Raw genomic sequence first — 25,740 nt, forward strand, 5'->3', positions numbered from 1 at the left:
CACTCCTCGCATAAAAAAAGCATCATAAAACTATAACAGTTATCTAATAAAGCGTATTTTTAGCTAACTGTTATAGAGCGTGGTGTCATCAACACAATGAAAAAATACCAGCAACTTGCCCAACTTATTACTGATCAGATTGCGCTTGGCGCCTGGCTTGCAGGAGATAAACTGCCTTCATTACGTGAGCAAGTGGCGCTGAGTGGTATGAGTTTTATGACCGTCAGCCATGCTTACCAGACGCTTGAAAGCCAGGGCGTGATTGTTGCAAGGCCGCAGTCGGGTTATTACGTGGCTTCGCGTCCGGCGGCAAGCAACACGCTGGCCCCGGTAAAAGTGACGCGTGACGAAGCGGTGGACATCAATACCTATATTTTTGATGTGCTGCAGGCGAGTTGTGATGCCAGCGTGGTGCCGTTTGGTTCCGCATTTCCCGACCCACGTTTATTCCCGCTACAACAGCTTAATCGCTCGCTGGCGACCGTCAGCAAAACCGCCACGGCCATGAGCGTCATTGAGAACCTGCCTCCGGGGAATGAAGCGTTGCGCCACGCCATTGCGCGGCGTTATGCGCAGCAGGGAATGCAGGTTTCGCCGGATGAAATTGTCATCACGGCAGGTGCGCTCGAAGCGTTAAACCTCAGTCTGCAAGCCGTTACCGAACCGGGCGATTGGGTGATTGTAGAAAACCCGTGTTTTTATGGGGCGTTACAGGCGCTGGAGCGTCTGCGTTTAAAGGCGTTGTCGGTCGCTACCGATCCGCAAAACGGCATTGATCTTACCGCGCTAAAACAGGCTCTTAACGATTACCCGGTGAAAGCCTGCTGGCTGATGACCAACAGTCAAAATCCGCTAGGCGTGACGCTGTCACCTGAAAAGAAACAACAGCTGGTTGAATTGCTGCAACAACATAACGTGACGCTGATAGAAGATGATGTTTACAGCGAGTTGTATTACGGGCGCGAGCGCCCCTTACCGGCTCGCGCGTATGACGAAAAGGGCATTACGCTACATTGTTCATCGTTCTCAAAATGTCTGGTTGCCGGGTTCCGTATTGGCTGGGTGGCGGCGGGGAAACACGCCCGTCGCATTCAGCAGCTCCAGTTAATGAGCACGCTTTCAACCAGCTCGCCGATGCAGTTGGCGCTGGTTGATTACCTGGCGACCAAACGTTATGACACCCATTTGCGCAAATTACGGCGCATTCTTGCGGAGCGCAAACAGCAAACCTGGCAGGCATTGCATCAGCATTTCCCCGCCGGGGTGAAAATTCACCACAGCGAAAGCGGTTACTTTTTGTGGATTGAATTGCCGCAATATATGGATGCCAGCATCCTGAGCGAACAGGCGATTGCACAAAAAATCAGTATCGCTCCGGGGAAAATGTTTACGACTGGAGGCGCCTGGCATAATTATTTCCGTCTGAACGCGTCATGGGCTTTGGGCGAACGTGAGCGACATGCAGTGTTAACCCTGGCAAACTTAATCAGACAAAACATTAAGGAGTGAACATGGAATACCACACCGAGCGCCTGATTTTACGCCGCTGGAAGCAAAGTGACCGTGAGCCTTTTGCGGCGTTAAATGCCAATCCAGAAGTGATGCGCTATTTCCCCAGCACACGCACTCGCGAAGAAAGCGACAAAATGGTCAACGCCGTTGAGCAGATAATCGCCGAGAAAGGCTGGGGTTTGTGGGCGGTTGAAGAAAAGAGTAGCGGGGAATTTATCGGTTTTGTCGGGTTAAATATTCCCGGCTATGAATTGCCTTTTTCGCCGGTAATTGAAATTGGCTGGCGCCTGGATAAACCCTTTTGGGGTAAAGGCTATGCGCCTGAAGCGGCAATAAAAGCGCTGGAAATTGGTTTTGAACAGTTTGGCATGAAAGAAATTGTCGCGTTTACCGCGCTGGAAAACTTACCGTCACAGCGGGTAATGGAAAAAATCGGCATGACACGCTGCGAGGAATTTGATCACCCAATGCTGGCAGAACATCACCCTTTGAGGCGTCATATTCTTTACCGAATTTCGCACCCAAAAGCCGGTTAAAAATAGTTCTTGAACCCATCTCGCAAATTTGCGACATTTTGTCGCGTCGTACGAAAAGATGAGCGTAAACTTATTCACAACTGAAGGTCACAAGGAGGTGATGGAGTATGAACATGGCTATTAGCATACGGTTAGATGACCAGTTTGTAGCGGATGTCAAAATTCACGCCGACGCCTGCAGCCGGAGCGTGCCAAAGCAAATAGAGTACTGGGCGAAGATTGGGCAAATCGTTGAAGATAACCCTGATTTACCTTACAGCTTTATTAAAGAAACGATGCTGGCGCAAAGCGAAATGGAAAATGGCAGAGTGCAAAAATATGTCCGCAGAACGAAACGGCAAACCCCTGACGGTGTATGAAACCGCGCGTTTTGGAAAGGCTCTGGAGAAACTACCAGAAACCTTCCAGGCGCAAGTGGAAGACGAAATTGAAAAGGTGATTGCCGAACCGGAAATTGGCGAGCGTAAAAATGGCGATTTCAGCTATTTACGGGTGCATAAATTTCGACTTAATAACCAGCAAGCATTGCTGGGTTATAGCTGGCAGAACGCCCGCTTAGAGCTCTATTTACTGAGCCTGGGTGCCCATGAGAATTTCTATGAAATGCTCAAGCGCCAGCGCAAAGCAGACTTGCGCTTAATCGAAACCCAAAGCCGTTAACCGGCTTTAGGTTTTTTCTTTCTTTACCGAATGAAAACATCACGAAGTGATCTCAATCAGATTACCGTCTGGGTCGGAAATCACGGCTTCGTAAAAACCATCACCCGTCCAGCGTGCTTCATGGACTAAAGCCCCCAAAGGTTTGAGGTTGGCGACCATTGTATCCACCGCTTCAACGGAGCCAAGGCTTATGGCGATATGCGCCCAACCGGTGCGGTTATCTTCACGCGGTGGTTTATCCACCAGCCCTGGCAACGTCATCAACTCCAGCGCAGGCCCATTTTCCAGCGTCACAAAATGGGAGATAAAACCTTCGCGGCGTTTAGAGTGATAAGCCTCGCCAATATGTGCTTTAAAATGTAGACGCCAGAATGTACAAGCCTCTTCAAGTTTATTCGTCCACAGCGCGATATGTGCAACCTGCATTTATTCTCTCCATCCATATGAAATTTCGATAATTAAGAAAACCAGTGGCGTACTTTCATCGCCTCGCTTACATCTATCTACACTTTATAAATCATCCATTTATCTTACCCCGGAAGAAATATCAGGGGCGTATTTTACTGCGCTGTGTATCACATCCTGATGAAATTTCCTCTTGCCGCCATGCTTGCCATATAGCCGCAGACTATTGTTTTTATACGGGGATTTTTTTGCTCTTTCGGCACTGATTTTTAGCTTGCGTGCCGCCTTTATCTTTCAGACAGGAGTAGCAGCAATGCGTACAAAACAGACTATATGGACTCTTTCAGCCCTCTGTTTGACCGTGCTATCTGCACAGGCGGCGGGGCTTCCGGACAAAATTGGTGCTGGCGAAGGGCAGCTCGATATCATCGCCTGGCCGGGTTATATCGAACGCGGTGATACGGATAAAGCCTACAACTGGGTGACGGATTTCGAAAAAGAAACGGGCTGTAAGGTCAACGTGAAAACAGCGGCCACTTCCGATGAGATGGTTAGCCTGATGGCGAAGGGGGGTTATGACCTCGTCACCGCGTCGGGCGATGCGTCCCTGCGTCTGATTATGGGTAAACGCGTGCAGCCGATAAACACGGCGCTGATCCCAAACTGGAAAAACGTCGATCCGCGCCTGGTGAAAGGATCGTGGTTTAACGTTGACGGCAAAGTCTATGGCACGCCGTATCAGTGGGGGCCAAACCTGCTGATGTACAACACCAAAACCTTCCCGACGCCGCCGGATAGCTGGAGCGTGGTGTTTGTGGAACAAAATTTACCGGATGGCAAAACTAACCAGGGCCGTGTGCAGGCTTACGATGGGCCAATTTACATCGCCGATGCCGCGCTGTTTGTTAAAGCTACACAGCCGCAACTGGGCATTACCGACCCGTATCAACTCACCGAAGAACAATACGCCGCAGTGCTGAAAGTGTTGCGCGACCAACACGGCCTGATTCACCGCTACTGGCATGACACCACCGTTCAAATGAGCGACTTCAAAAACGAAGGCGTGGTGGCCTCAAGCGCATGGCCGTATCAGGCTAACGCCCTGAAAGGTGAAGGTCAGCCGATTGCCACCGTATTCCCGAAAGAAGGTGTCACCGGTTGGGCGGACACCACCATGTTGCATGCTGATGCCAAACACATGAACTGCGCTTACAAATGGATGGATCACTCGCTAAAAGCAAAAGTTCAGGGTGATGTCGCGGCCTGGTTTGGTTCGCTCCCGGCAGTGGCTGAAGGATGTAAAGCCAGCACATTGCTTGGCGATAAAGGCTGTGAAACCAACGGCTATAACTACTTCGATAAGATTGTGTTCTGGAAAACTCCGGTCGCCGAAGGCGGTAAATTCGTGCCGTACAGCCGCTGGACCCAGGATTACATCGCGATTATGGGTGGCCGTTAAGCCCTGGAGGAGTTATGCCGTACGCTGTGCAGTTCAAAAACGTCTCGCGCCTTTATGGTGATGTGCGAGCCGTGGATAACGTCTCGATTGATATCGAAGACGGGGAGTTTTTCTCGATGCTCGGGCCATCTGGCTCGGGCAAAACCACCTGCTTGCGGCTGATTGCGGGCTTTGAGCAGGTGACATCCGGGGAAATCGCCATTTTTGGCAAACCGGCACAAGACGTGCCGCCTTATCAGCGCGATGTGAATACGGTCTTTCAGGATTACGCATTATTCCCACACATGACGGTGCTGGAAAACGTTGCTTACGGCTTGATGGTAAAGGGTGTCGATAAAAAGACGCGCCTTGCCAAAGCGCAGGAAGCTCTGGAGCGCGTGGCGCTGGGATTTGTTCACGCCCGTAAACCCTCGCAGCTTTCTGGTGGCCAGCGTCAGCGTGTGGCGCTGGCTCGCGCTTTAGTCAATCGTCCACGCGTTTTGCTGCTGGATGAACCTTTGGGCGCACTCGATCTCAAATTGCGTGAGCAAATGCAGGGCGAACTGAAAAAGCTCCAGCGCGAATTGGGCATCACGTTTATTTTCGTCACCCACGACCAGAGCGAAGCGCTGTCGATGTCTGACCGCGTTGCGGTATTCAATAACGGTCGCATTGAGCAGGTCGATACTCCGCGCCAGCTCTATATGCAGCCACGCACCGCCTTTGTGGCGAGTTTTGTCGGCACTTCAAACGTGTTGCAACCGGCGCTTTCCGGCAAAGTGTGCGGCGAGGAAGGGCTGTTTTCCCTGCGCCCTGAACATATCGTTCTTCATGATGAACCGGTTAGCAGCGGTGAAATCCGGGTGAGCGGTATGATCCAGGAAATTCACTATCAGGGTGCGGCAACTCGCCTTGAACTGCGCCTGGCAGACGGCGAAAAACTACTGGTCAGCGAGGCGAATCCGCAACGCATTATCAGCGAAGAACGCTATCAAATCGGGCAGCAAGTTACTGCAGTCTGGCCCCGTGCAGCGATGGTTCCGTTGCAGGGGGAAGGATGAAATGGATATGAGTCTTCCCGCGTCCCATCCTGACAACCGCCTGATGCGGCGCGTCGCCACGTTTTTATGGCAACGTCCTGGGTTCTGGCTAGCGTTGTTATTGCTGCCGCCATTGCTATGGTTCGGTGTTATTTATCTTGGTTCGCTGTTAACGCTGCTGTGGCAGGGATTTTACACCTTCGATGATTTCACCATGTCGGTCACGCCGGACCTGACTTTTGCCAACATCGCCGCGCTGTTTAACCCGGCGAACTACGACATTATTTTGCGCACGCTGACCATGGCAGTAGCCGTCACGCTCGCCAGCGCCGTATTAGCGTTCCCGATGGCCTATTTTATGGCGCGTTATACCTCGGGCAAACTCAAAGCATTTTTCTACATCGCCGTGATGCTGCCGATGTGGGCGAGCTACATCGTTAAGGCTTACGCCTGGACGCTGTTGCTGTCTCGTGATGGCGTGGCGCAGTGGTTCCTTAATCATATGGGGTTGGAACCGCTATTAAACCTGATGCTGACGATTCCGGCAGTAGGCGGTAACACGCTGTCGACCTCCGGTTTTGGGCGTTTTCTGGTGTTTCTCTACATCTGGCTGCCGTTCATGATCTTACCGATTCAGGCCGCTCTAGAGCGTTTGCCGCCGTCATTATTACAGGCATCTGCTGATTTGGGTGCTCGCCCAACGCAAACCTTCCGCCATGTAATTTTGCCGCTGGCGATCCCCGGCGTGGCAGCAGGCTCCGTGTTTACGTTCTCACTGACGCTGGGTGATTTTATCGTGCCGCAACTGGTTGGCCCGCCAGGGTATTTCATCGGCAACATGGTCTACTCTCAACAAGGTGCGATTGGCAATATGCCGATGGCGGCGGCTTTTACGCTGGTGCCCATCGTGCTGATTGCGATTTATCTCTCACTGGTGAAACGACTGGGGGCTTTCGATGCACTCTGAACGCGCTCCGTTACTGTTGAAAATTGCCGCCTGGGGTGGGGTGATTTTCCTGCATTTCCCGCTGCTGATTATCGCGCTGTATGCGTTTAACACCGAAGAGGCGGCATTCAGTTTCCCGCCCCAAGGGCTGACGCTGCACTGGTTCAGTGTGGCGGCATCGCGTGGCGATATTCTTGATGCGGTGACGTTGTCACTTAAAATTGCCGCGCTGGCAACAGGACTTGCTTTGATTCTTGGCACGCTGGCAGCTGCGGCGCTGTGGCGGCGGGAATTCTTCGGCAAAAACGCCATCTCTTTATTGCTGCTGTTACCCATTGCTTTGCCGGGGATTATCACCGGACTGGCGCTGTTAACCGCTTTTAAGATGATGAATTTTGAGCCGGGGTTTTTCACGATAGTGGTCGGGCACGCGACGTTCTGCGTGGTAATTGTCTTTAACAACGTCATCGCCCGTTTTCGCCGCACCTCGTATAGCCTGATTGAAGCGTCGATGGATTTAGGGGCCGATGGCTGGCAGACCTTCCGCTACGTCATTTTGCCCAATTTAGGTTCGGCGTTACTCGCCGGGGGCATGCTGGCGTTTGCGCTGTCGTTTGATGAAATTATTGTCACCACCTTTACCGCCGGGCATGAACGCACATTGCCGCTGTGGCTGCTCAACCAACTGGGCCGCCCGCGTGAAGTACCGGTGACAAATGTCGTGGCGTTAATGGTGATGCTGATGACCACCATTCCGATTTTAGGGGCGTACTGGCTGAGCCGTGGCGGAGATGAAGTCGCGGGCAGCGGTAAATAACGAAAGGGTATCACTATGCAAAGCCAACTCTTAATTAACGGCCAGTTAGTGAACGGCCTGGGTGAAAAATTGCCGGTCTACAATCCGGCAACGGGGGAAGTGCTGCTTGAGATTGCGGAAGCCACAACGGAGCAGGTAAACGATGCGGTGAATGCCGCAGAGTTTGCATTTGCATCCTGGGGGCAAAGCACACCGAAAGAGCGCGCCGAACATCTGCTCAAGCTGGCGGATGTTATCGAGCAAAACGGCGAAGCGTTTGCCCGTCTGGAATCGCAAAACTGCGGCAAGCCTTACCACTGCGTGTTAAATGATGAAATTCCGGCGGTCGTGGATGTCTTCCGTTTCTTCGCGGGAGCCAGCCGTTGCCTGAATGGCCTGGCCGCGGGGGAATATCTTAGCGGCCACACCTCGATGGTCCGCCGTGATCCGGTCGGAGTGGTGGCGTCTATCGCACCGTGGAACTACCCGCTCATGATGGCAGCGTGGAAACTTGGCCCGGCACTCGCCGCAGGCAACTGTGTGGTGATCAAACCGTCAGAAATTACGCCGCTCACCGCGCTGAAACTCGCTGACCTGGCGAAAGATATCTTCCCGGCGGGCGTACTGAACGTGCTGTTTGGACGTGGGCAAACCGTGGGTGATGCGCTGACCGGACATCCAAAAGTGCGCATGGTGTCGCTCACCGGATCGATTGCCACGGGCGAACATATCATCAGCCACACCGCGCCTTCGATTAAGCGCACCCATATGGAGCTGGGTGGCAAAGCGCCGGTTATTGTGTTTGATGATGCCGACTTAGATGCTGTCGTCGAAGGGGTTCGCACCTTTGGTTTTTACAACGCCGGGCAAGATTGCACTGCCGCGTGTCGTATCTACGCTCAGAAAGGAATTTACGACAAACTGGTCGAGAAACTGGGTGAGGCGGTCAGCACGCTGAAATTTGGCGCGCCGGATGATGAGTCCACCGAACTTGGCCCACTGAGTTCCGCCGCCCATCTTGAACGCGTAAGCAAAGCGGTAAATGCCGCTAAAGCCCTGGCGCACGTGAAAGTGGTGACGGGTGGGGAAAAAGTAGACGGGCCGGGATATTACTTCCAGCCGACGCTGCTTGCCGGTGCGAAACAGGAAGACGACATCGTGCAAAAAGAGGTATTTGGCCCGGTTGTCAGCGTCACAACGTTTGACGATGAAGAGCAAGTTCTGGGCTGGGCCAACGACTCCAGTTATGGGCTGGCTTCATCAGTCTGGACGAAAGACGTGGGTCGCGCGCATCGCCTGAGTGCGCGGTTGCAGTACGGTTGCACCTGGGTGAATACCCATTTCATGCTGGTGAGCGAAATGCCGCACGGCGGGCAAAAACTTTCAGGTTACGGCAAGGATATGTCGTTATTCGGGCTGGAAGATTACACCGTGATTCGGCATGTGATGATTAAGCACTAGCTTTTCGTGAAAGCGGATAGCGAATATCGCTATCCACTTTTATAAATTCACACGTAACCTAACTGCGTAAATAACGTTTTCAGGCTATTGAGAAGGACAGGGTGTTGCGCAAACGACCAGTTGGCATGGGCGATTTTCCATTGACCATCCGTCAGGCGATACACCTCGGTGCAGTTCCACAGCGGCATTTGATGTAATTCGCCATCATTTTTACTGCGAATGTGATTTTGCTGGTTGTAAGTCAGAATAGCGGTATTTGCCGATTCGTTGACGACGACGTTAATATTTGACCATTCCGCCTTTTCTATCTGAACGCCTAAATAAGATTTATCGAAATACGCCCTCACTGCATTTTTATCAGTGAGCATGCCGGGTGTCATCGGGTCAACATACGTGACGTCATCATGGTAAATATCCAGATATCCGGAAACATCCCCTTTATTGAAACGCTCACTTGCTGCGCGTTCAATTTCTAATATCGTGCTGATAATTTGCTTATGTAGATGTTCCATTTACAAATCCCTGTATGATTTATTGCCATTCATCGTAATCTAAAAACAACTCAAATAAATGCCAGTTATTCACAGATATTAATGAGCAAAACAAAATCAGAATTTGTTTAAGGTGTTTGCTTATAAGTTCTTAATATTAATGGTCAATATACAGATAGTGCATCCAACTGGTCATCCGCAGCAGCACTTTACGCATCACCGAAACATGGGTGAAGTGGTCAGAGTAAACGGCGACCTGCGCAAAAATCCCATCCGGTAGATCATCGACTTGCTGGTTTGGCTCAAGCTCAATGACCGCGAGAACTCCGTCACTGCCGGGAGTTAGTGTTAATGACTGCAATGTTCCTTGTGCCTGGTAACTGCCGCCAGGCACCACCGGGAGAATTGAAGTGAGTTTTCCACGGAAAACCTGGCCGGGAAGAGCATTAAACACCACTTCAGCTTCATCACCCGCTTCCAGGCGTAACAGAGAGTTTTGCCTGAACTGCGCAATTATTTGTCGTTTTTGTTGCGGTATAAACACCATCACCGGGCGTAATGGCAGGGCGGCTGCATAAGTGCCGGGGCGAATCAGCACTTGTGTTACGTACCCGTCGCTGGGGGCGCGAATCACTGTCTGGTTGAGATTATATTTGGCTTCAGCAAGCTGGGCGCGCAGGCTGACAATCTGCGATTGTTCGCCATTCACCATGCTGTCTAACTGGCTTTTAATTTGCGATTGTTCAGCAAGCGAGCCTTTCACCAGCGCATCCTGAGCCAGGTAATTCTGCCGGGCATTATCAATATCGCTTTCAGAGAACGGGTTTACTCGCGCCTGACTGCCGCGCAAGTAACGTTGGTAATCTTTATATAATCTATCGCGCTCTGCGGTGACTCGCGTGGTATTCGCAATGGCTTCATCGAGTTCACCTTTCAGTGACTGCGTGCTGTGAATCGCCGTGGTTAAATCAGCCTGGAGTCTGTCCACTCGCGTTTGGTAGCGGGTGGGGTCTAATTTAAACAGCACTTCTCCTTTTTTAATCATCATATTTTGTTTATCAGTCACTTCACTCACTACACCGGTGACTTGCGGAGTAAGTGGAATAGAAATGACCGCTTTTTGCGCTAGATAAGTATAAGGATGGTTGTAGTTCATTAACAAAATAAGCGCGCCAATTAAAAATACGCCGCCGAGGGCAGCCGTTGGCACTGTCCATTTATTTACCGGTATTTTAAATATTTTGAAGATTGACCAGGCAATAGCAACATATGTCAGGATAATGAGCAAATCCATGATGTTACTCCGATGGCGGTATTATTTTATTGTCGCCTAACTTTTGCTCCAGCTCAGAAACTCTTTGCTGCAACGAAGCCAGTGTAGCGTCGGGGTTTTGTTGCATACCCCAGCCTCTTTCAGGTCGGTAAAGAGTGGCCCAAATCCACAAAAACGGCCAGATAACATGCAGCGTAAACAAACTCACCCAGCCAGCCACATGAATAGCATCGGCATGGGGATGATTACGTGCTTTCGCAATAAGATAAGGAATATCGTGAAGAATAATGATCCCGTAAAAAATAATCAGGAAAACGAAAATAAGCACGCCGAGCGCAAAATAGTTAAGAAACATAGCGGCCTCGATTCATAGAACGACGGTTCTGTATTAAAGATAGACGCTATAAAACCAGGCGATAGGGAATTATAAAAATCTCACCCGTTATCATTAAGTTCTCCCCGTTAACAGGGATGGCACGTGCTTTTCCTTGGATGCTTTGAAGCCCAGCAGGGTCGCTAAAACTTGATCTGAGTCATAAAAAACGGCATATTTCGCAACATAATTTTTCAAAGCCCTTAATTATTCATGACTACTTATCAACATATGTTGGTTTTTTACGCTGCAATGTCGTTAATCACCGCTTTTATCACATGGTTTTTGGCTCGCGATACCAAACGCATTAAACTGTTAAGCTCTGTGCTGGTGGGCGCAACGTGGCCGATGAGTTTTCCAGTCGCGTTGATGTTTTCTCTTTTCTAAAACCCGTCATATACATGGCTTAGGGTTTAGCCGAACAGGTATTCCATGAACGACATAACATTTTTCCAACGCTTTGAGAGCGATATCGTTGCCGGGCGCAAAACCATTACGCTGCGCGATGTTTCGGAGTCGCACTTCATCCCAGGCCAACAGTTGCGCGTCGGGCGTTATGAAGATGACGTTTACTTTTGTACCATTGAAGTCGTGAGCGTGACCCCCGTAGCGCTTGAAAAGCTGACCGACGAGCACGCGCGTCAGGAAAATATGACACTGCCGGAACTCAAAGAAGTGATTGGTGAAATTTACCCCGGTTTGACGGAGCTTTACGCGATTGTTTTTAGATTGCTGACAAAGGGCGATAAACGGGTTTTGTAGGATTCATATGCGCTAGCGTCATCCACCATTAGCGTTAATAGTGTCGGATGACGCTTTGCTCATCCGACCTACGAAGAGGTTTGCTGACTGGCCTTCTTCAACATCTGATACAACTCATCTTTTAGCCGCAACTTTTCTTTTTTCATCTGCACGACCTTTTCGTTGCATCCCGTTCCTTGCGGTCCTCCCTTGCGTAAAATTTCGTCGTCGAGTTGATTGTGCTTGTCAAACAAGCTGAGGAAACGCGGGTTAGCGGATTTTAGTTCGTTGATCAATTCACGGTACTCAGGAAACATGACATACCTCCTGGACTTGGGTGGGTGAATGGAATGTCGGTTGGCACTTGCTGCCATAGCCAGTGTAGGCACTCCTTAAGGCAAATTGAAAGCACCGCTTCGTAAGGGTTTGTCAATTTGCGACCCATCTTGTGAGTTCACTATTCTGATTATATTTTCACCACGTTATACCTTGCATAAAAGCAAAAATTGACAACGACAATCTCATTATCGTGTGCTAAAACATATCTATGATATATCTTAAACGCCGAATAAATGAGAATCCAATGACCTTACAAACCAAACCCAATCTCCCACAACGCGTAAAAAATGAACTCAAATTCCGCGAGCTAACCGTTAAAAATAAAGAAACTATCGCCGGGTGTTTTCACCGCATTGTGTTTACCAGCCCGGAGCTGGCGGGTTTTTCTTCACAGGGTTTTGATGACCACGTAAAAGTCTTCTTCCCACCTGAAAACGGTGACTTCGCGCGTCCATCCGTGACTGACGACGGGATTGTCTGGGGGGAAGGTGCTCGCCCCATTTCCCGCGACTACACGCCGCTGCATTTTGATGCGACGCGTAATGAACTGACGCTGGATTTCTATATTCACGATGGTGGTGTAGCCAGCCTGTGGGCGGAAACCGCGCAAGCAGGCGATACGCTGCTGATTGGCGGGCCAAGAGGTTCGCTGGTTATTCCCGTTGATTACGCTTTCCAGCTTTATGTTTGTGATGAAAGTGGCTTGCCTGCGGTGCGCCGTCGTTTGGCTTCGCTGGCGCAACACATTTCCCCGCGGGTGCTGGTTAACAGCCACCACCCGGATACTCACGAATACCTCAGTGAGTTTGAACACGCACATATCGAATGGCTTGATACCGAATCTATCGCCAGACGCATCAGCGAACTTGAATTCCCATCCAGCGACTATTTCATCTGGATAACCGGTGAAGGGCGCGATGTGAAACAACTGAGCGATGAACTGCTGGAAAACCGAGGGCTGGACGGGGATTACGTCCGCGCTGTGGCTTACTGGCATAACAAATAAGGATACCAATATGAGAATCCATCATCTTCACCACGGCTTTTGCGCCAGACATGAACGCCACGAAAGACACGGCCTGCACGGCGGTCACCACGAACACGGCGGCATGGAAGGCAAAGCACGTATGCGCCGCGAACGTCTGTTTGATGCCAGCGACATTCGTTTGCTGATCCTGCATTTCCTTTCCGGTAACTCAGCCCACGGTTACGAGCTGATTAAGTCCATCGAAGCGACGGCTAAAGGTGAATACGTACCAAGCCCTGGGATTATCTACCCGAACCTTTCGTTACTGGAAGAGATGGGATTTATCGCTGCGGTGCAGGGCGATAGCAGTAAAAAAGCCTGGATGTTAACCGAAGAGGGCCAGGCTGAACTCGCGCAACAACAGGAACATCTTGGGCATATCATTGCGAAGCTCGAATCGTTAGGCGTGCTGGGTGACAACCGCCGTTTACCTGAGATTCAGCGCGCGATTCATAACTTCAAAATGGCGCTCAATACCAAACTTGGCCAGAGCGATTTACCTAAAGAGACGCTGTATAAAATCATCGATACCCTGGATCAGGCCGCGAAAGATATCGAGCGAAGTTAATTTCGCCTATTCTCGACAATGAAGCATAAAGATTCGCCCAAATCTGCCGAAACTATATGCTTCTGTTGCCATGAGAATAAAAAAGCATGTTAAATCGTATAAAAGTTGTTACCAGCCTACTATTTGTGCTGGGTTTATTTGGAATTTTACAAATGACGTCCGGCGGGTTGTTCTTCAACGCGCTGAAAAACGACAAAGAAAACTTCACTGTGCTGCAAACGATTCGCCAGCAACAGTCGACGCTCAACGGTAGCTGGGTGGCGTTATTGCAAACCCGCAACACGCTTAACCGTGCCGGCATCCGTCATATGATGGACACCAACAATATCGGCAGCGGTGCGACGGTCAATGAGCTGATGCTGATTGCCAGCCAGTCACTCAAGCAGGCCGAGAAAGAGTGGGCCGCGTATGAAGCGCTGCCACGCGATCCGCGCCAGAGCGAAGAGTCCATCAATGAAATCAAGCGTAACTACGCGATTTATCATGGTGCGCTGGCCGAGCTGATTCAGTTGCTGGGCGCGGGTAAAATTAATGAATTCTTCGACCAGCCGACGCAGAAGTATCAGGACGGGTTTGAGAAAGAGTACGTTAACTATCTGCAACAAAACGACCACTTGTATCAGGAAGCGGTTGACGACAATAACCAGTCTTATTCACAGGCCATCTGGATCCTGGTTGTCATTCTGGCGCTGGTTGTCGCGGCCATTATCACCGTGTGGTTGGGTATCAAGAAAACGCTTATCGAACCACTTCATCGCTTGATTGATAACATCCGCCACATTGCGGATGGCGATTTGGTACACACCATCGATGTGCATGGCACCAATGAAATGGGCCAACTGGCGGCAAGTCTGCGACACATGCAGTCAGAGCTTGTGAGCACCGTTAACGAAGTTCGTAACGGCGCACATGCGATTTATAGCGGTGCCAGCGAAATCTCTATCGGTAATAACGATCTGTCTTCCCGTACCGAGCAACAAGCCGCTTCGCTTGAAGAGACGGCTGCCAGCATGGAACAGCTGACCGCGACTGTTAAGCAGAACGCCGAAAACGCCCGCCAGGCAAGCCAGCTGGCGTTGAGCGCGTCAGAAACCGCGCAGAAGGGCGGCAAAGTGGTGGATAACGTGGTGCGTACCATGAATGACATCGCTGGCAGCTCGAAGAAAATTGCCGACATTACCAGTGTGATTGATGGTATCGCTTTCCAGACTAATATCCTGGCGCTGAACGCCGCTGTTGAAGCGGCGCGTGCCGGTGAACAAGGCCGAGGTTTTGCGGTGGTGGCAGGTGAAGTGCGCAACCTGGCACAACGCAGCGCGCAAGCGGCGAAAGAGATCAAAGGTCTGATTGAAGATTCCGTCAACAAAGTGGACACCGGTTCAACGCTGGTTGAAAGCGCGGGCGAAACCATGGGTGAAATCGTCAATGCGGTCACGCGTGTGACGGATATCATGGGCGAAATCGCATCGGCATCGGATGAGCAAAGCCGGGGTATCGACCAGGTCGGTCTGGCGGTGTCTGAGATGGACCGCGTAACCCAGCAAAACGCCGCCCTGGTGGAGGAGTCTGCCGCCGCCGCTTCTGCACTGGAAGATCAGGCGAGCCGTTTGACTCAGGCTGTTGCCGTATTCCGTATTGGTCAGGAAGCCAAAAAGGAGTCTCGTCAGGTTGAGCCAAAACTGACTGTCGCTCCGGTGATGAATCGTAAAGCCGCTGTCAGCGATTCAAACGAGAACTGGGAAACCTTCTGATTTTCGTGATGTAAATGTCATTGGTGGATGACGCTTGCGCTTATCCACCCTACAAATTTGAAATCGTAGGTCGGGTAAGCGTAGCGTCACCCGACTCTTTTTCACCCTTCAGTTTCACAATTCCGCCTCATCCAGGCGCATCAACCTGTCCAGCCGCTGATAGTAACAACGCAGCGTGGCGTCAATCGCCTCGGGTGGCATAAACGAATCACGATATACCGCTTCCACAATGCGGCTCTCTTTTTGCAAATCACTCAATAACTTCACGATAAGTTTGTCGGTCAATCCTATCGCCAGGCCGAGTTCCCGGAAATCCATACCAAGATATTCACCATATGCAGTTTTAAAACCTGGAGCTAACTCGCGGTCGCCTTCCTCGCAACTCAGTAACGGCAGCGCCATAAACCCTGAGCTAAAAATGGCCGGATAGGGCGCAACCGAGACAAAATCGTAAACCGGCGATAATGTCGGCTCGCCGATACGCGGGTGTATCAGCCCGAAATTGCGCAGATGCATATCGTTATTGCCCAGCAGATACGCGTAAGCAATGCGCCGGAACAGGTCGATTTTAAAGGCGAGGTTGCTGTTCACATGTTGCGTCAGAAACTCGGCTAATTGCTGATAGCTGACGTTCTGTTTGCCGTCGCTACCGGTTTTTCCGTACTTTTCGCCGACATTCATCGCCGCATCCAGTTGCTCCTGGTGGATCGCGGCCCCGGTTTGAATGTCTCTGTCAAAGCGGCGGATCACAAAGGCTAGTTCTGGTGTGGTTTGGTTGTCTTCACGCGCAAAACTCACCAGCCCATGAGGCGGCACGTCAAATCCCAGCCGCGACATAAGCCGCATGGTGGCGTGTTCGTTTTCCGCCAGATGGGGGAATTCTGCCGGAGACGGTTTAAGAATGTATTCACCCTGGTGTTCAACCACGGCAAATTCACCGTCGCGCACCACCATTTGCAGTTTAGGCTGATAGCCGGAAATGCTCATTCCGCGCTGGGCTTTGGGCAATTCATGTATAAATTCATTGCGTGTAAAACTCAGCTGCGGGTTCACTTTGCCAGAGCCAGTCAGGTACTTCAGCCCTTTGGTTGAATAGCCGGACTCCTGCTCTTTAGCCTGCACCAGCGGCGTCAAAAGAATATGGCAACGCATCGTTACTCCTCCTGCATGCTGACCAGTTGCACCGCACCAATCAGGTTTTTACCGTTGTCGATAAGCATCCCGAGAAGGTCATGCTCGTCGCGCTGCTGTAATTGGCTGTAGCGCATTTTCAGCCAGCCTTCCGGTGCCAGCGAGGCAAAAAAGGGCGGCAGTGTCGGGCTTTGAAAATGACCCACACGCACCGGTAAACTGAGCGACAGCGGCGGGCCGATATAATCGGCGCGATAGCTAAACGCAAAACCGCCGTCATCCTGGCGCAGCTCACCCACCGGCTCACCGTATAACCAGACCTCTACACGGCGGCGCATAATTTCACACCCAGTGCATCGGCAACGCGTAATACCGTGCCAAATTTAACCTGTTCCGGATCTTTAAACAGGCGTTTGAGCGTGGATGCCGACACGCCGGTTTGCAGCTCAAGTGTTGCCAGGTCGATGTCGAGTTCTTTGCGGCGCTGGTTGAGTTGCACCCCGAGTTGTGCGGATTCACTAATAACGTGTTCGCTTACCGCCAGGTCTGATTCTTGCGCCCGCAGGATCACCGCTTTTTTAACGTCATTCAATAATTCGCCCATAGCATGCAGTTTGTCTGCAAGCGTGGTGGTGTCGTAGTTCATATTTGACCCCAGTTGTATTTTTTATCTTATAAATGGTTATTTATGAGCCATGAAAACAAGAATGTATCATAAATGGTCTTTTTGTTCTCAATTAAATCAAATTGGGTCAATTAAGGTCTTTTTAGACGTTGCATGGTCATAAAAAGCCTTGTATCTATTATTAATTTTAAATATAGACCATATATGAGCCAGCAGGAGGGATGAAAAACGGCTTATCCAGATTCTGGATAACCAAATGTAAATTAATTGTTTCACTCAGGTAGCGCGAACCCCTATTAATGAAGGCATGTTAATCAACACGAGTTTGTTGCATGTCTTATCGAATCAGTTTGTTGGATAAAATCCCGGTCGCACAGGATGACACGCCTGCGGAGGCTTTGAAGCACACGTTGCATCTGGCACAACAGGCCGAAACCTGGGGCTATCACCGCTTCTGGATTGCTGAGCACCATAACACCGCCCGGCTGGCAAGCCCTTCGCCGGAACTGCTTATTGCATGGATCATCGGGCAAACAAACCGTATTCGTGTCGGTTCCGGCGGGGTGATGTTGCAACACTACAGCCCGTATAAAGTGGCCGAAAACTTCAACTTACTGGCGAACCTGGCGCCGGGGCGCATTGATCTCGGTGTTGGTAAAGCGCCTGGCGGTTTACCGCTTTCGACCAAAGCGTTGCAGCGCGGCGTGCAGGATAAAGCCTCATTTGCCGATCAACTCGCCCAGCTTGATAACTGGCTTTCTTTGCCTACCACACAAGATGACGAAGAAACCCTGCGTGCCACGCCGGTTCCCGCTCGTAGCGCCGACCGATTCTTGTTAGGTGCCAGCCTTGAAAGTGCGACGCTTGCCGCAAACCTGAACTGGAATTTTGTCTACGCCGCCCATCTGAATGGCGACAAAGCCCTGATGCGCGAAGTGTTGAGTTCATGGCGTAGCCGCAGTTCGCTCGACACGATTGTCGCGGTGCAGGTGATTGTCGCCGCTGACGCTGGAAAAGCGGATCAACTGGCCAGTCTTGTTGAGATCTGGAGTGTTGAGCTGGAAAACGGCCAGCGCGTCAGTGTGGCCAGTGAAGTGCAGGCCCACGCTTTTGCTCGCCAGGCGGGGAGCACCATCAAAAAAATCGAACGCCGGGAACCTTCACTGCTAAAAGGCACCGCGGAGACGGTTCACGCCGGGCTTGCAGCATTAAGCAAAGAATTTGGTATCGACGAATTTATTATTGATACCCCGATTGCCGACCCAACTGCTCGTCTTCAATCGCTGCGTTTGTTAGCTGGCGTTCAACCTGCCATATCGCACCTCGATTTTGCTGCCCAGCATGATGCCTGGTAAGAGGACGCAGATGACATTTGAACAGCAGCTTATCGACTGGCGGCGTGAACTCCACCAGAACCCGGAGCTTTCGGGGGAAGAAGTGGCAACAACCGCGCGGATACGCCACTGGCTGGAATCTGCTGGCATACGGTTATTGCCTTACTCACTGGCGACCGGCGTGGTGGCAGAAATCGGGCAGGGCGAGAAGGTGATCGCGCTGCGTGCGGATATTGACGCGCTGCCGATTCAGGAAACCAGCGGCGTTGCGTTCAGTTCACATAATGAAGGAGTGATGCACGCTTGTGGGCATGACGTTCACAGTAGCGTGATCCTCGGCGCCGCACTGTTATTAAAAGCGCGTGAATCGCAACTGGCCGGGCGCGTGCGCCTGTTATTCCAACCCGCAGAAGAAAACTTTACCGGCGCGAAAGCGTTGATTAAAGCAGGAGCGTTGGAAAACGTGACCGCGATTTTCGGCATGCACAATGAACCGGGTTTACCGGTAGGCACCTTTGCCACCCGAGGCGGCGCGTTTTACGCCAACGTTGACCGTTTTGTTTTGCGGGTGCAGGGCAAAGGTGCGCACGCTGCCCGTCCGCATCAGGGAAATGATCCCATTGTGCTTGCCAGCCAGTTGGTGATTGCCCTGCAAACCATTGCCAGCCGCAATATCGACACGCTGGATTCAGTGGTCGTCAGCGTCACACGCATTCAGGGAGGGAATACCTGGAATGTGTTGCCTGAACACGTCGAACTCGAAGGAACCGTGCGTACCCATAACGCCGATGTTCAACGTCACGTTGAGAAACGAATCAGTGAGATTGCAGCCGGTTTAGCCAGTGCGTTTGGCGCACACATAGAAGTGGAATGGTTTAACGGGCCAATAACATTGCTCAACGATGAACAATGGGCGGCTTTTGCGATGCAGGTCGCACAAGATTTTGGATATCAGACCCAAACCTCTGAACTGCACATGGGCGGCGAGGACTTCGCGGTTTATCTGCAAAACATTCCCGGCGCATTTGTCAGCATTGGCAGCGCCAGCGCATATGGTTTACACCATTCGGCATTTAATCCGGATGAAGCATTAATAGAAGATGCAGCAAGATATTTCGCCACACTTGCTGAACAGGCGCTACTGGTTAATTAACTATTTGGAGAACCACCATGTCAAACAACAGACAATTGCGCCTGGGCACCATATTACATGGCGCGTCCGGGAATATGTCGGCCTGGCGTCACCCGGCAGCTATTGCGGATGCCAGTATTAATTTTGAGTTTGTCAAAGAGACAGCATTAAAAGCCGAAGCCGGCAAACTGGACTTTTTATTTGTCGCGGACGGTTTATATATTAACGAAAAATCTATTCCGCATTTTCTGAATAGATTTGAGCCACTCACGGTGCTGTCGGCATTAGCCAGCGTGACCACGCATTTAGGGCTGGTCGGTACGCTGTCCACCTCTTACAGCGAACCTTTTACCGTCGCACGCCAGTTCGCAAGCCTGGACCATTTAAGCAAAGGCCGCGCGGGCTGGAACGTGGTGACTTCGCCGCTGGAAGGTTCGGCGAAGAACTTCTCTCGTGAGAAACACCCGGAACACGCGCTGCGTTATCGCATTGCGGATGAATATCTCGATGTAGTGAAAGGGCTGTGGGATTCCTGGGAAGAAGATGCGTTTATTCGTGATAAAGAAAGCGGGCAGTTTTTTGATGCGAATAAATTACACACCTTAAATCACCACGGCGATTTCTTTAAAGTGGCGGGGCCGCTGAATATTTCTCGCACCCCACAAGGTCGCCCAATTGTATTTCAGGCAGGCGCTTCTGATGATGGTAAAAAATTAGCCGCGCGCCATGCGGATGCTATTTTCACCCATCATGAAACCCTTGAAGAAGCGCAGCATTTTTATCGTGACGTGAAAGGCCAACTGGCAAATCACGGGCGCTCGCCTGAGGATCTGCATATCTTCCAGGGCGTGAGCGTGATTGTCGGTAAAGATGCCGCCGACGTTGAAAACCAATATCAAACCACCGCCGCGCTGGTTTCTATTAACGATGCTCTGAATTACCTCGGTCGCTATTTTGAACACCACGATTTCAGCCAGTATCCGCTGGATGAAGCGTTCCCGGATATCGGGGATTTGGGGCAGAACAGTTTCCGTAGCACCACGGATGAAATCAAACGTAATGCCCGCGAGCGCAATCTGACAGTACGCCAGGTGGCGCTGGAAGCGGCGTCGCCTCGTCCGCGTTTTTCTGGCACCGCGCAAGAGGTTGCAGACGGATTACAACAGTGGTTCGAGAGCCACGCCGCAGACGGTTTTATCATTCAGGGCGGCACGCCGGACACCTTCCCACGCTTTGTGGATGAAGTGGTTCCGGTCCTGCAAGCCCGCGGGTTGTTCCGCACCGAATATCCGGGTACCACGCTGCGTGAAAGCCTCGGGCTGGCGAGTCCGGTTAATCAATATTTGTGAAAATGGTGGATGACGCTTCGCTTATCCACCCTACAACACCGTATTCGTAGGTCGGATAAGCGAAGCGTCATCCGACAACAACACCAAAATAATAAAGAGAATCTGTTATGAACAAAACATCGCTAATTCTGGCTATCGCTCTGGCACTGTCATCGGCACAAACTTTCGCACAAGAGGTCACGATCAACGGCACTGGCGTCAGCCTGGAAGCCAATAAAACGCCTATTAATACCGCCGTGAATCCGGCTGCGGTGGCACAACTGCCTAAAGACTATCGCTTTGCGGTGCCGGGGAAATTTACCGTGGCGGTTGCGGCACTCAATTCGCCGCCGCTGACGGTGTTTGCCGAAGACAACAAAACGCTGCTGGGCAGTGAAGTGGATATTGCTCGCCTGGTGGCAGACAGCTTAGGGCTTGAGCTTAACGTGGTGCCGACCTCCTGGGAGGACTGGCCGCTGGGGGTGACATCAGGGAAATACGATGCGGCAATCAGCAATATTACCGTCACCAAAGATCGCAAACAGAAATTCGACTTTGCGACCTACCGTAAAGATTCGCTCGGCTTCTACGTGAAAGCCAACAGCCCGATTAAGAAAATTGAGAAAGCAGAAGATATCGCCGGGCTGCGCATTATCGTCGGCTCTGGCACCAACCAGGAATCTATTTTGCTGGCGTGGAACGGAGAGAACCTGAAAAAAGGGCTTAAACCTTTCACCCCGGTTTACACCAAAGACGATGCAGCACAAACCCTCGCACTCCAGTCCGGTCGCGCCGATGCCTTCTTTGGCCCGAATGTGACCGGTGCCTGGAAAGCGGCGTTAACTCAGAAAACGCAATTAGTCGGCGTGGTGGATGGCGGCTGGCCGAAAGCGGCGCATATCGCTGTGACGCTGAAAAAAGGCAGTGGGCTGGTTGACCCGGTGCAAACCGCACTCAACGGCGTCATCAAGAATGGCGATTACAACAAAGTGCTGAACCGCTGGGGAGAAGGTGTCGAGCAAATCCCGGCATCTGAAATCAACCCGGCAGGCCTTGGCGATTAAGGAGACGAACATGAGCGAACAATTTCGAGATGTTTCCCCCGAAGCGCCAGAACTCCAGCCTATTATCGCCGGGCTGTTTGGCGAATATGAAGCGCGTTACGGGGACTACTTTTCCCGTGATGCGGAAGTGGAATTAACCGAATGGTATCTGGCACCTCAAGGGTTGTTCATCGTGCTTGAACGTGACGGCGAGATTATCGCTACCGGCGCATATAAGCCATTCGATGAATATACCGCCGAGATAAAACGTATCTGGACGCATCCAGAATTACGTCAGCAAGGGCTTGCCCAGCGCATGATGCGGGAGCTGGAAAATAGGGCGCAGCTTGCCGGTTACAGCCATCTGTATCTCACCACCGGCTTTCGCCAGCCGGAGGCAGTAAAGCTGTATCTGAGCCTTGATTACCAACCGCAGTTTGATATCTACCGCGACCGGGAAGAATACAGCGTGGCTCCTTTCGACGGGCGCTTACGGTTTACCAAACAGCTAACCGTTGCGCAGCTGAAAACGGCCTGAGGAATCATCATGACTACACCTTCAAACACCCCATCAACTATCAAAGTGGTTCCGGCGCGTTATCCGTGGCGCACTTTCGGGGCGATTGTCGCCCTGTTTGTGCTGGCGATTGTGGTTCAGTCGGTGGCGTTTAACCCGCGCTGGGAATGGAGTGTGTTTGCCCGCTGGTTCTTTGATCCGGTGATTCTGGAAGGGCTGGCGCAAACATTGCTGCTGACGTTGATTGGCACCGCGCTGAGTGTCGCATTTGGGGGATTGCTGGCGCTGGCCAGGCTCTCATCGTCATGGCTGCTGAATAGTCTGGCGTGGGGTTATATCTGGCTGTTTCGCTCGCTGCCGCTGATTGTGGTGCTGATCATCCTCTATAACTTCTCCTATTTGTACGACACGCTTTCGATTGGTATTCCGTTCACCCAAATCAGTTGGGGAAGCTATCAGACCATTAACGTGCTCGGCCAGTTTTCAACGGCGGTTGTCGGGCTGACGTTAGTGCAAAGCGCGTATACGGCGGAGATTATTCGCGGCGGGTTTCTCGGCGTCGATCACGGGCAATATGAAGCGGCGGCGGCGTTAGGGCTTCCGGCATGGCGACGTACGGTGCGCATTATTCTGCCGCAAGCGTTGCGGACCATTTTGCCTTCCGGTTTCAATGAAATTATCAGCCTCGCGAAAGGGACGGCGATGGTTTATGTGCTGGCGATGCCAGAGTTGTTCTACACCATTCAGATGATTTACAACCGCACCCAGGAAGTGATCCCGCTGCTGATGGTCGGCGCGGTCTGGTATCTGGTTATCACAAGCGTACTGTCTTTGATTCAGCATCTGGTCGAACGTTGGCTGGCTCGCAGTGAACGCCGCTCGGCTATCAATCAACAAAGCCCGGCCCGCCTGGCACCACGCCAGCCCGTACTGCAAACTCAGGAGGCCGCCCATGCTCCACTCCCATAATCCAACCGGCCATATTTCGATTACTGGCGTCAGTAAATATTTTGGCCGCCATAAAGCGCTGGATAATATTTCCCTCGAGCTGGAACCGGGTTCAGTCACGGTGATCCTTGGGCCGTCAGGTTCCGGTAAATCCACCTTATTGCGGGCGATTAACCACCTGGAACGTGTTGATGAAGGTTTTATCCAGATTGACGGGGATTACATTGGCTATCGCCAGTCCGGGGACAAACTGTATGAGCTGAAAGAAAAAGAGATCCTGCGTCAGCGCGTCAACGTTGGTTACGTATTCCAGAACTTCAATTTGTTCCCGCATCTCACGGTGCTGGAAAACCTGATTGAAGCGCCGATTGCCCATAAGCAACTCAATCGCAAAGCGGCGATTGAACAGGCGTATCAACTGCTGGATGTGGTGGGGCTGCGTAATAAAGCGGACGCCTGGTCACGGCATCTTTCCGGCGGGCAGCAGCAACGTATCGCCATAGCCCGCGCTCTGGCGCTGCGCCCGCGCGTGATGTTGTTTGATGAGCCCACCTCGGCGCTTGATCCTGAGCTGGTGGGCGAAGTGTTGGACGTCATCAAAAAGCTCGCGCGTTCCGGCACTACGCTTGTGGTCGTGACCCATGAAATCGGTTTTGCCAGGGAAGTGGCGGATAACGTGGTGTTTATGGTGGATGGCAAAATTGTTGAGCAAGGTAGCAGCGACGAAGTGCTTAACCATCCGCAGCATTCGCGAACGCGTCAGTTTTTATCGAAAGTACTTTAAGGAGCAGGCATGAAATTTGTCCCACTGGCGCTGATTGTTTTGAGTACCGCGAGCTTTGCTCAGGGAAGTCTGGATCTGAAGGCGAATGAACAGCCGATACATACGGCTAAAGATCCGATTGCTATCGGTAAAATTCCGCAGAACTATCAATTTGTTGAACCGGGAACGCTGACGGTGGCAATTTCCGCCCTCAATTCACCGCCGCTTGCGATGCTGGCGAGCGATAACCGCACCCGGATCGGCAGCGATCCGGATATCGCCCGTTTGCTTGCCGATAGTCTCGGGCTAAAACTCAAATTGGTGCCGACCGCCTGGGAAGACTGGCCGCTGGGGATTACGTCCGGGCGATATGATGTGGCCCTGGTGAATATCGCGGTGACAGAGCAGCGTAAAACGAAGTTTGATTTTGCGACCTATCGCGTAGATTCCCTGGCGTTTTCGGTGAAATCAGACAGTCCGATTCAAAAAATTGCAGGCCCGGTAGATGTTGCCGGGTTACGGATTATTTTGGGTTCCGGCACGAATCAGGAAAAGATCCTGTTGGGTTGGAATGAGCAAAATGAACGTGAAGGGCGCAAACCGGCCCAGCCGATTTACCTGACGGATGACGCTTCCGGCAACCTGTATATTCAGGCTGGCCGGGCAGATGCGACATTCGGCCCTCAAAGTGTGGCCGCCTATAAAGCGGCGTTAACCGGGAAAACACGCGTTGTGGGACTTGGGCCTAAAAAAGCGTATGTCGCCACCACCACCAAAAAAGGTAACGGGCTGGTTTATGCCTTACAAGCCGCGCTTGATGGTGCGGTGAAACGTGGCGAATATCAGCAAGTTCTCGACCGTTGGGGAGAAAAGGGTGAAGAAGTCGCGGCGTCTGAGGTGAATCCACCCGGCATTACTTATCCTTGATTAACGCTTAATAACGAGCAAAACCTGCTCAATAAAACCATAAATATCTTCCAGCGCCTGATCTCTGGCCAGCGGGGCGCTGTCGATGATCAGTTGATCCGAGTACCCGTTCAGCAAAGCTCCAAGCTGGCGGGTCACTCGCCAGACATCGGTCTGGCGAAATACGCCGCTTTCAATGCCCGCGCGAATGATATTCGCCAGCAACGCATCCCACTTTTCAGTCAGCGTTAGCGCAAAGTCGGCATACACCTTGTTGTGTACCGCGAGACGCCACAACGAGCCATACAGCTCCCAAACCGCATCGGCGCGGTCAGGCAAATAATCTTCGATAAAAGTCTTCAAACCCTGCTCAGGCGGCAGCGCGCAAGACTTTTGGCTAAAAGTTTCCAGCTCTGCATACATGAAACGCGAAAACGCTTCGAGACACAGCGTCTGCCAGTCGGGGAAATAGTGATAAATATGGCTGCGTGCGATGCCGACTTGCTCGGTTAATTCGCGCGTGGTGACTTTTTCCACCCCTTTTTCAGTGAACAACACGATCGCGGCATCGAGAATATTCTCTTTCAGAACAGATGCTTTTTCTTTCATCACAGTACCCCGGTTGACTTTGAGCAAGTGCTCAAATAGACTCTTTT

Annotated in this window: 29 protein-coding genes and 2 pseudogenes; 22 read left to right on the plus strand and 9 right to left on the minus strand. The window is 51.6% G+C overall.

Features of this window, described 5'->3' with window-relative positions; translation table 11 throughout:
* Window positions 1-96 precede the first annotated feature (96 nt).
* The 4 genes from M2371_RS05320 (at window position 97) to M2371_RS05335 (ending at window position 2,708) form a co-directional block, all read left to right on the plus strand.
* Window positions 97-1,509, plus strand: coding sequence for a PLP-dependent aminotransferase family protein (locus tag M2371_RS05320; RefSeq protein ID WP_259267078.1), 1,413 nt, complete (start codon window positions 97-99; stop codon window positions 1,507-1,509).
* Between the two features lie 2 nt (window positions 1,510-1,511).
* Window positions 1,512-2,048 carry a GNAT family N-acetyltransferase gene (locus M2371_RS05325; protein WP_034495501.1) on the plus strand — a complete coding sequence of 179 codons (537 nt, stop codon included), beginning with the start codon at window positions 1,512-1,514 and terminating at the stop codon, window positions 2,046-2,048.
* 113 nt (window positions 2,049-2,161) lie between these two features.
* Window positions 2,162-2,407 carry a TA system antitoxin ParD family protein gene (locus M2371_RS05330; RefSeq protein ID WP_034495706.1) on the plus strand — a complete coding sequence of 82 codons (246 nt, stop codon included), beginning with the start codon at window positions 2,162-2,164 and terminating at the stop codon, window positions 2,405-2,407.
* Window positions 2,367-2,708 carry a type II toxin-antitoxin system RelE/ParE family toxin gene (locus M2371_RS05335; protein ID WP_259267079.1) on the plus strand — a complete coding sequence of 114 codons (342 nt, stop codon included), beginning with the start codon at window positions 2,367-2,369 and terminating at the stop codon, window positions 2,706-2,708. The genes M2371_RS05330 and M2371_RS05335 overlap by 41 nt, the downstream gene beginning before the upstream one ends.
* A gap of 39 nt (window positions 2,709-2,747) precedes the next feature.
* Here M2371_RS05335 and M2371_RS05340 read toward each other — a convergent pair whose 3' ends face one another.
* Window positions 2,748-3,134, minus strand: a complete 387-nt coding sequence (locus M2371_RS05340) for a VOC family protein (RefSeq protein WP_172894176.1) — start codon at window positions 3,132-3,134, stop codon at window positions 2,748-2,750.
* A 292-nt stretch (window positions 3,135-3,426) separates the two neighbouring features.
* Here M2371_RS05340 and ydcS point away from each other — a divergent pair, with 292 nt between their 5' ends.
* The 5 genes from ydcS to patD are packed head-to-tail and all read left to right on the plus strand — an operon-like array spanning window position 3,427 to window position 8,794.
* On the plus strand, window positions 3,427-4,572 hold the full coding sequence (gene ydcS / locus M2371_RS05345) for a putative ABC transporter substrate-binding protein YdcS (RefSeq protein ID WP_115628542.1): 1,146 nt from the start codon (window positions 3,427-3,429) through the stop codon (window positions 4,570-4,572).
* Window positions 4,573-4,586: 14 nt separating this feature from the next.
* The gene (locus tag M2371_RS05350; RefSeq protein ID WP_259267080.1) at window positions 4,587-5,612 is read left to right on the plus strand and encodes an ABC transporter ATP-binding protein; all 1,026 of its coding nucleotides are present in this window, start codon (window positions 4,587-4,589) and stop codon (window positions 5,610-5,612) included.
* A 7-nt stretch (window positions 5,613-5,619) separates the two neighbouring features.
* Window positions 5,620-6,558 (plus strand): ABC transporter permease, encoded by a 939-nt coding sequence (locus M2371_RS05355; protein ID WP_370511299.1) that lies wholly within the window; start codon window positions 5,620-5,622, stop codon window positions 6,556-6,558.
* A complete protein-coding gene (locus M2371_RS05360) occupies window positions 6,548-7,354 on the plus strand; it encodes an ABC transporter permease (RefSeq protein ID WP_259267081.1) in 807 nt (268 codons plus the stop codon). Before M2371_RS05355 ends, M2371_RS05360 begins: the two co-directional genes overlap by 11 nt.
* Before the next feature lie 15 nt (window positions 7,355-7,369).
* Entirely contained in the window at window positions 7,370-8,794 is a 1,425-nt protein-coding gene (gene patD, locus M2371_RS05365; protein ID WP_259267082.1) for an aminobutyraldehyde dehydrogenase, read from the plus strand.
* Between the two features lie 47 nt (window positions 8,795-8,841).
* On the opposite strand, the gene M2371_RS05370 is transcribed toward patD, so the two are convergent.
* The 3 genes from M2371_RS05370 to M2371_RS05380 form a co-directional block, all read right to left on the minus strand.
* Window positions 8,842-9,306, minus strand: coding sequence for a nuclear transport factor 2 family protein (locus tag M2371_RS05370; protein ID WP_259267083.1), 465 nt, complete (start codon window positions 9,304-9,306; stop codon window positions 8,842-8,844).
* Between the two features lie 136 nt (window positions 9,307-9,442).
* Complete coding sequence (locus tag M2371_RS05375) at window positions 9,443-10,579, minus strand: HlyD family secretion protein (protein ID WP_259267084.1); 1,137 nt, start codon at window positions 10,577-10,579, stop codon at window positions 9,443-9,445.
* A 4-nt stretch (window positions 10,580-10,583) separates the two neighbouring features.
* Complete coding sequence (locus M2371_RS05380) at window positions 10,584-10,913, minus strand: DUF3302 domain-containing protein (RefSeq protein ID WP_034495476.1); 330 nt, start codon at window positions 10,911-10,913, stop codon at window positions 10,584-10,586.
* Window positions 10,914-11,144: 231 nt separating this feature from the next.
* Between M2371_RS05380 and M2371_RS05385 the strand changes: the two genes are divergently transcribed.
* Window positions 11,145-11,318, plus strand: coding sequence for a GhoT/OrtT family toxin (locus tag M2371_RS05385; protein WP_115628548.1), 174 nt, complete (start codon window positions 11,145-11,147; stop codon window positions 11,316-11,318).
* A 45-nt stretch (window positions 11,319-11,363) separates the two neighbouring features.
* On the plus strand, window positions 11,364-11,693 hold the full coding sequence (yqfB, locus tag M2371_RS05390) for a N(4)-acetylcytidine aminohydrolase (RefSeq protein ID WP_172894188.1): 330 nt from the start codon (window positions 11,364-11,366) through the stop codon (window positions 11,691-11,693).
* Between the two features lie 68 nt (window positions 11,694-11,761).
* Here the strand turns inward: yqfB and M2371_RS05395 are convergent, their stop codons facing one another.
* Window positions 11,762-11,989, minus strand: a complete 228-nt coding sequence (locus tag M2371_RS05395) for a YdcH family protein (protein ID WP_115628550.1) — start codon at window positions 11,987-11,989, stop codon at window positions 11,762-11,764.
* A gap of 266 nt (window positions 11,990-12,255) precedes the next feature.
* Here M2371_RS05395 and M2371_RS05400 point away from each other — a divergent pair, with 266 nt between their 5' ends.
* The 3 genes from M2371_RS05400 to tsr all read left to right on the plus strand — a co-directional run bounded on the left by M2371_RS05400 (window position 12,256) and on the right by tsr (window position 15,357).
* Window positions 12,256-13,017, plus strand: a complete 762-nt coding sequence (locus tag M2371_RS05400) for a siderophore-interacting protein (RefSeq protein WP_259267085.1) — start codon at window positions 12,256-12,258, stop codon at window positions 13,015-13,017.
* A 10-nt stretch (window positions 13,018-13,027) separates the two neighbouring features.
* Complete coding sequence (locus M2371_RS05405) at window positions 13,028-13,606, plus strand: PadR family transcriptional regulator (protein ID WP_081908397.1); 579 nt, start codon at window positions 13,028-13,030, stop codon at window positions 13,604-13,606.
* Between the two features lie 86 nt (window positions 13,607-13,692).
* On the plus strand, window positions 13,693-15,357 hold the full coding sequence (gene tsr / locus M2371_RS05410) for a methyl-accepting chemotaxis protein (RefSeq protein ID WP_172894194.1): 1,665 nt from the start codon (window positions 13,693-13,695) through the stop codon (window positions 15,355-15,357).
* A 114-nt stretch (window positions 15,358-15,471) separates the two neighbouring features.
* Here tsr and M2371_RS05415 read toward each other — a convergent pair whose 3' ends face one another.
* From M2371_RS05415 to M2371_RS05425, 3 genes are read right to left on the minus strand one after another with little or no spacing between them, the layout of a single operon-like run.
* On the minus strand, window positions 15,472-16,509 hold the full coding sequence (locus M2371_RS05415; RefSeq protein WP_259267086.1) for a type II toxin-antitoxin system HipA family toxin: 1,038 nt from the start codon (window positions 16,507-16,509) through the stop codon (window positions 15,472-15,474).
* Window positions 16,510-16,511: 2 nt separating this feature from the next.
* Entirely contained in the window at window positions 16,512-16,826 is a 315-nt protein-coding gene (locus M2371_RS05420) for a HipA N-terminal domain-containing protein (protein WP_172894199.1), read from the minus strand.
* Window positions 16,811-17,134, minus strand: a complete 324-nt coding sequence (locus M2371_RS05425) for a helix-turn-helix domain-containing protein (RefSeq protein WP_259267087.1) — start codon at window positions 17,132-17,134, stop codon at window positions 16,811-16,813. The genes M2371_RS05420 and M2371_RS05425 overlap by 16 nt, the downstream gene beginning before the upstream one ends.
* A 311-nt stretch (window positions 17,135-17,445) precedes the next feature.
* Between M2371_RS05425 and M2371_RS05430 the strand changes: the two genes are divergently transcribed.
* From M2371_RS05430 to M2371_RS05460, 8 genes and pseudogenes are all read left to right on the plus strand, one after another.
* Entirely contained in the window at window positions 17,446-18,468 is a 1,023-nt protein-coding gene (locus tag M2371_RS05430; RefSeq protein ID WP_259267088.1) for an MsnO8 family LLM class oxidoreductase, read from the plus strand.
* A gap of 10 nt (window positions 18,469-18,478) precedes the next feature.
* Entirely contained in the window at window positions 18,479-19,600 is a 1,122-nt protein-coding gene (locus M2371_RS05435; protein WP_259267089.1) for an amidohydrolase, read from the plus strand.
* A gap of 17 nt (window positions 19,601-19,617) precedes the next feature.
* Window positions 19,618-20,920, plus strand: a pseudogene (locus M2371_RS21615) (LLM class flavin-dependent oxidoreductase); the annotation flags it as partial.
* A gap of 101 nt (window positions 20,921-21,021) precedes the next feature.
* Window positions 21,022-21,971: pseudogene (locus M2371_RS21620) on the plus strand (ABC transporter substrate-binding protein); the annotation flags it as partial.
* A 10-nt stretch (window positions 21,972-21,981) separates the two neighbouring features.
* A complete protein-coding gene (locus tag M2371_RS05445) occupies window positions 21,982-22,488 on the plus strand; it encodes a GNAT family N-acetyltransferase (protein WP_259267090.1) in 507 nt (168 codons plus the stop codon).
* A gap of 9 nt (window positions 22,489-22,497) precedes the next feature.
* Window positions 22,498-23,436 carry an amino acid ABC transporter permease gene (locus M2371_RS05450; RefSeq protein ID WP_172894210.1) on the plus strand — a complete coding sequence of 313 codons (939 nt, stop codon included), beginning with the start codon at window positions 22,498-22,500 and terminating at the stop codon, window positions 23,434-23,436.
* On the plus strand, window positions 23,420-24,199 hold the full coding sequence (locus tag M2371_RS05455; RefSeq protein WP_259267091.1) for an amino acid ABC transporter ATP-binding protein: 780 nt from the start codon (window positions 23,420-23,422) through the stop codon (window positions 24,197-24,199). Before M2371_RS05450 ends, M2371_RS05455 begins: the two co-directional genes overlap by 17 nt.
* Before the next feature lie 9 nt (window positions 24,200-24,208).
* Window positions 24,209-25,105 (plus strand): transporter substrate-binding domain-containing protein, encoded by an 897-nt coding sequence (locus M2371_RS05460; protein ID WP_115628567.1) that lies wholly within the window; start codon window positions 24,209-24,211, stop codon window positions 25,103-25,105.
* Here the strand turns inward: M2371_RS05460 and M2371_RS05465 are convergent, their stop codons facing one another.
* Window positions 25,106-25,693, minus strand: coding sequence for a TetR/AcrR family transcriptional regulator (locus M2371_RS05465; RefSeq protein ID WP_259267092.1), 588 nt, complete (start codon window positions 25,691-25,693; stop codon window positions 25,106-25,108).
* Window positions 25,694-25,740: the final 47 nt, after the last annotated feature.

This window comes from Buttiauxella sp. BIGb0471 (assembly GCF_024807715.1).
Lineage (GTDB): Bacteria > Pseudomonadota > Gammaproteobacteria > Enterobacterales > Enterobacteriaceae > Buttiauxella > Buttiauxella agrestis.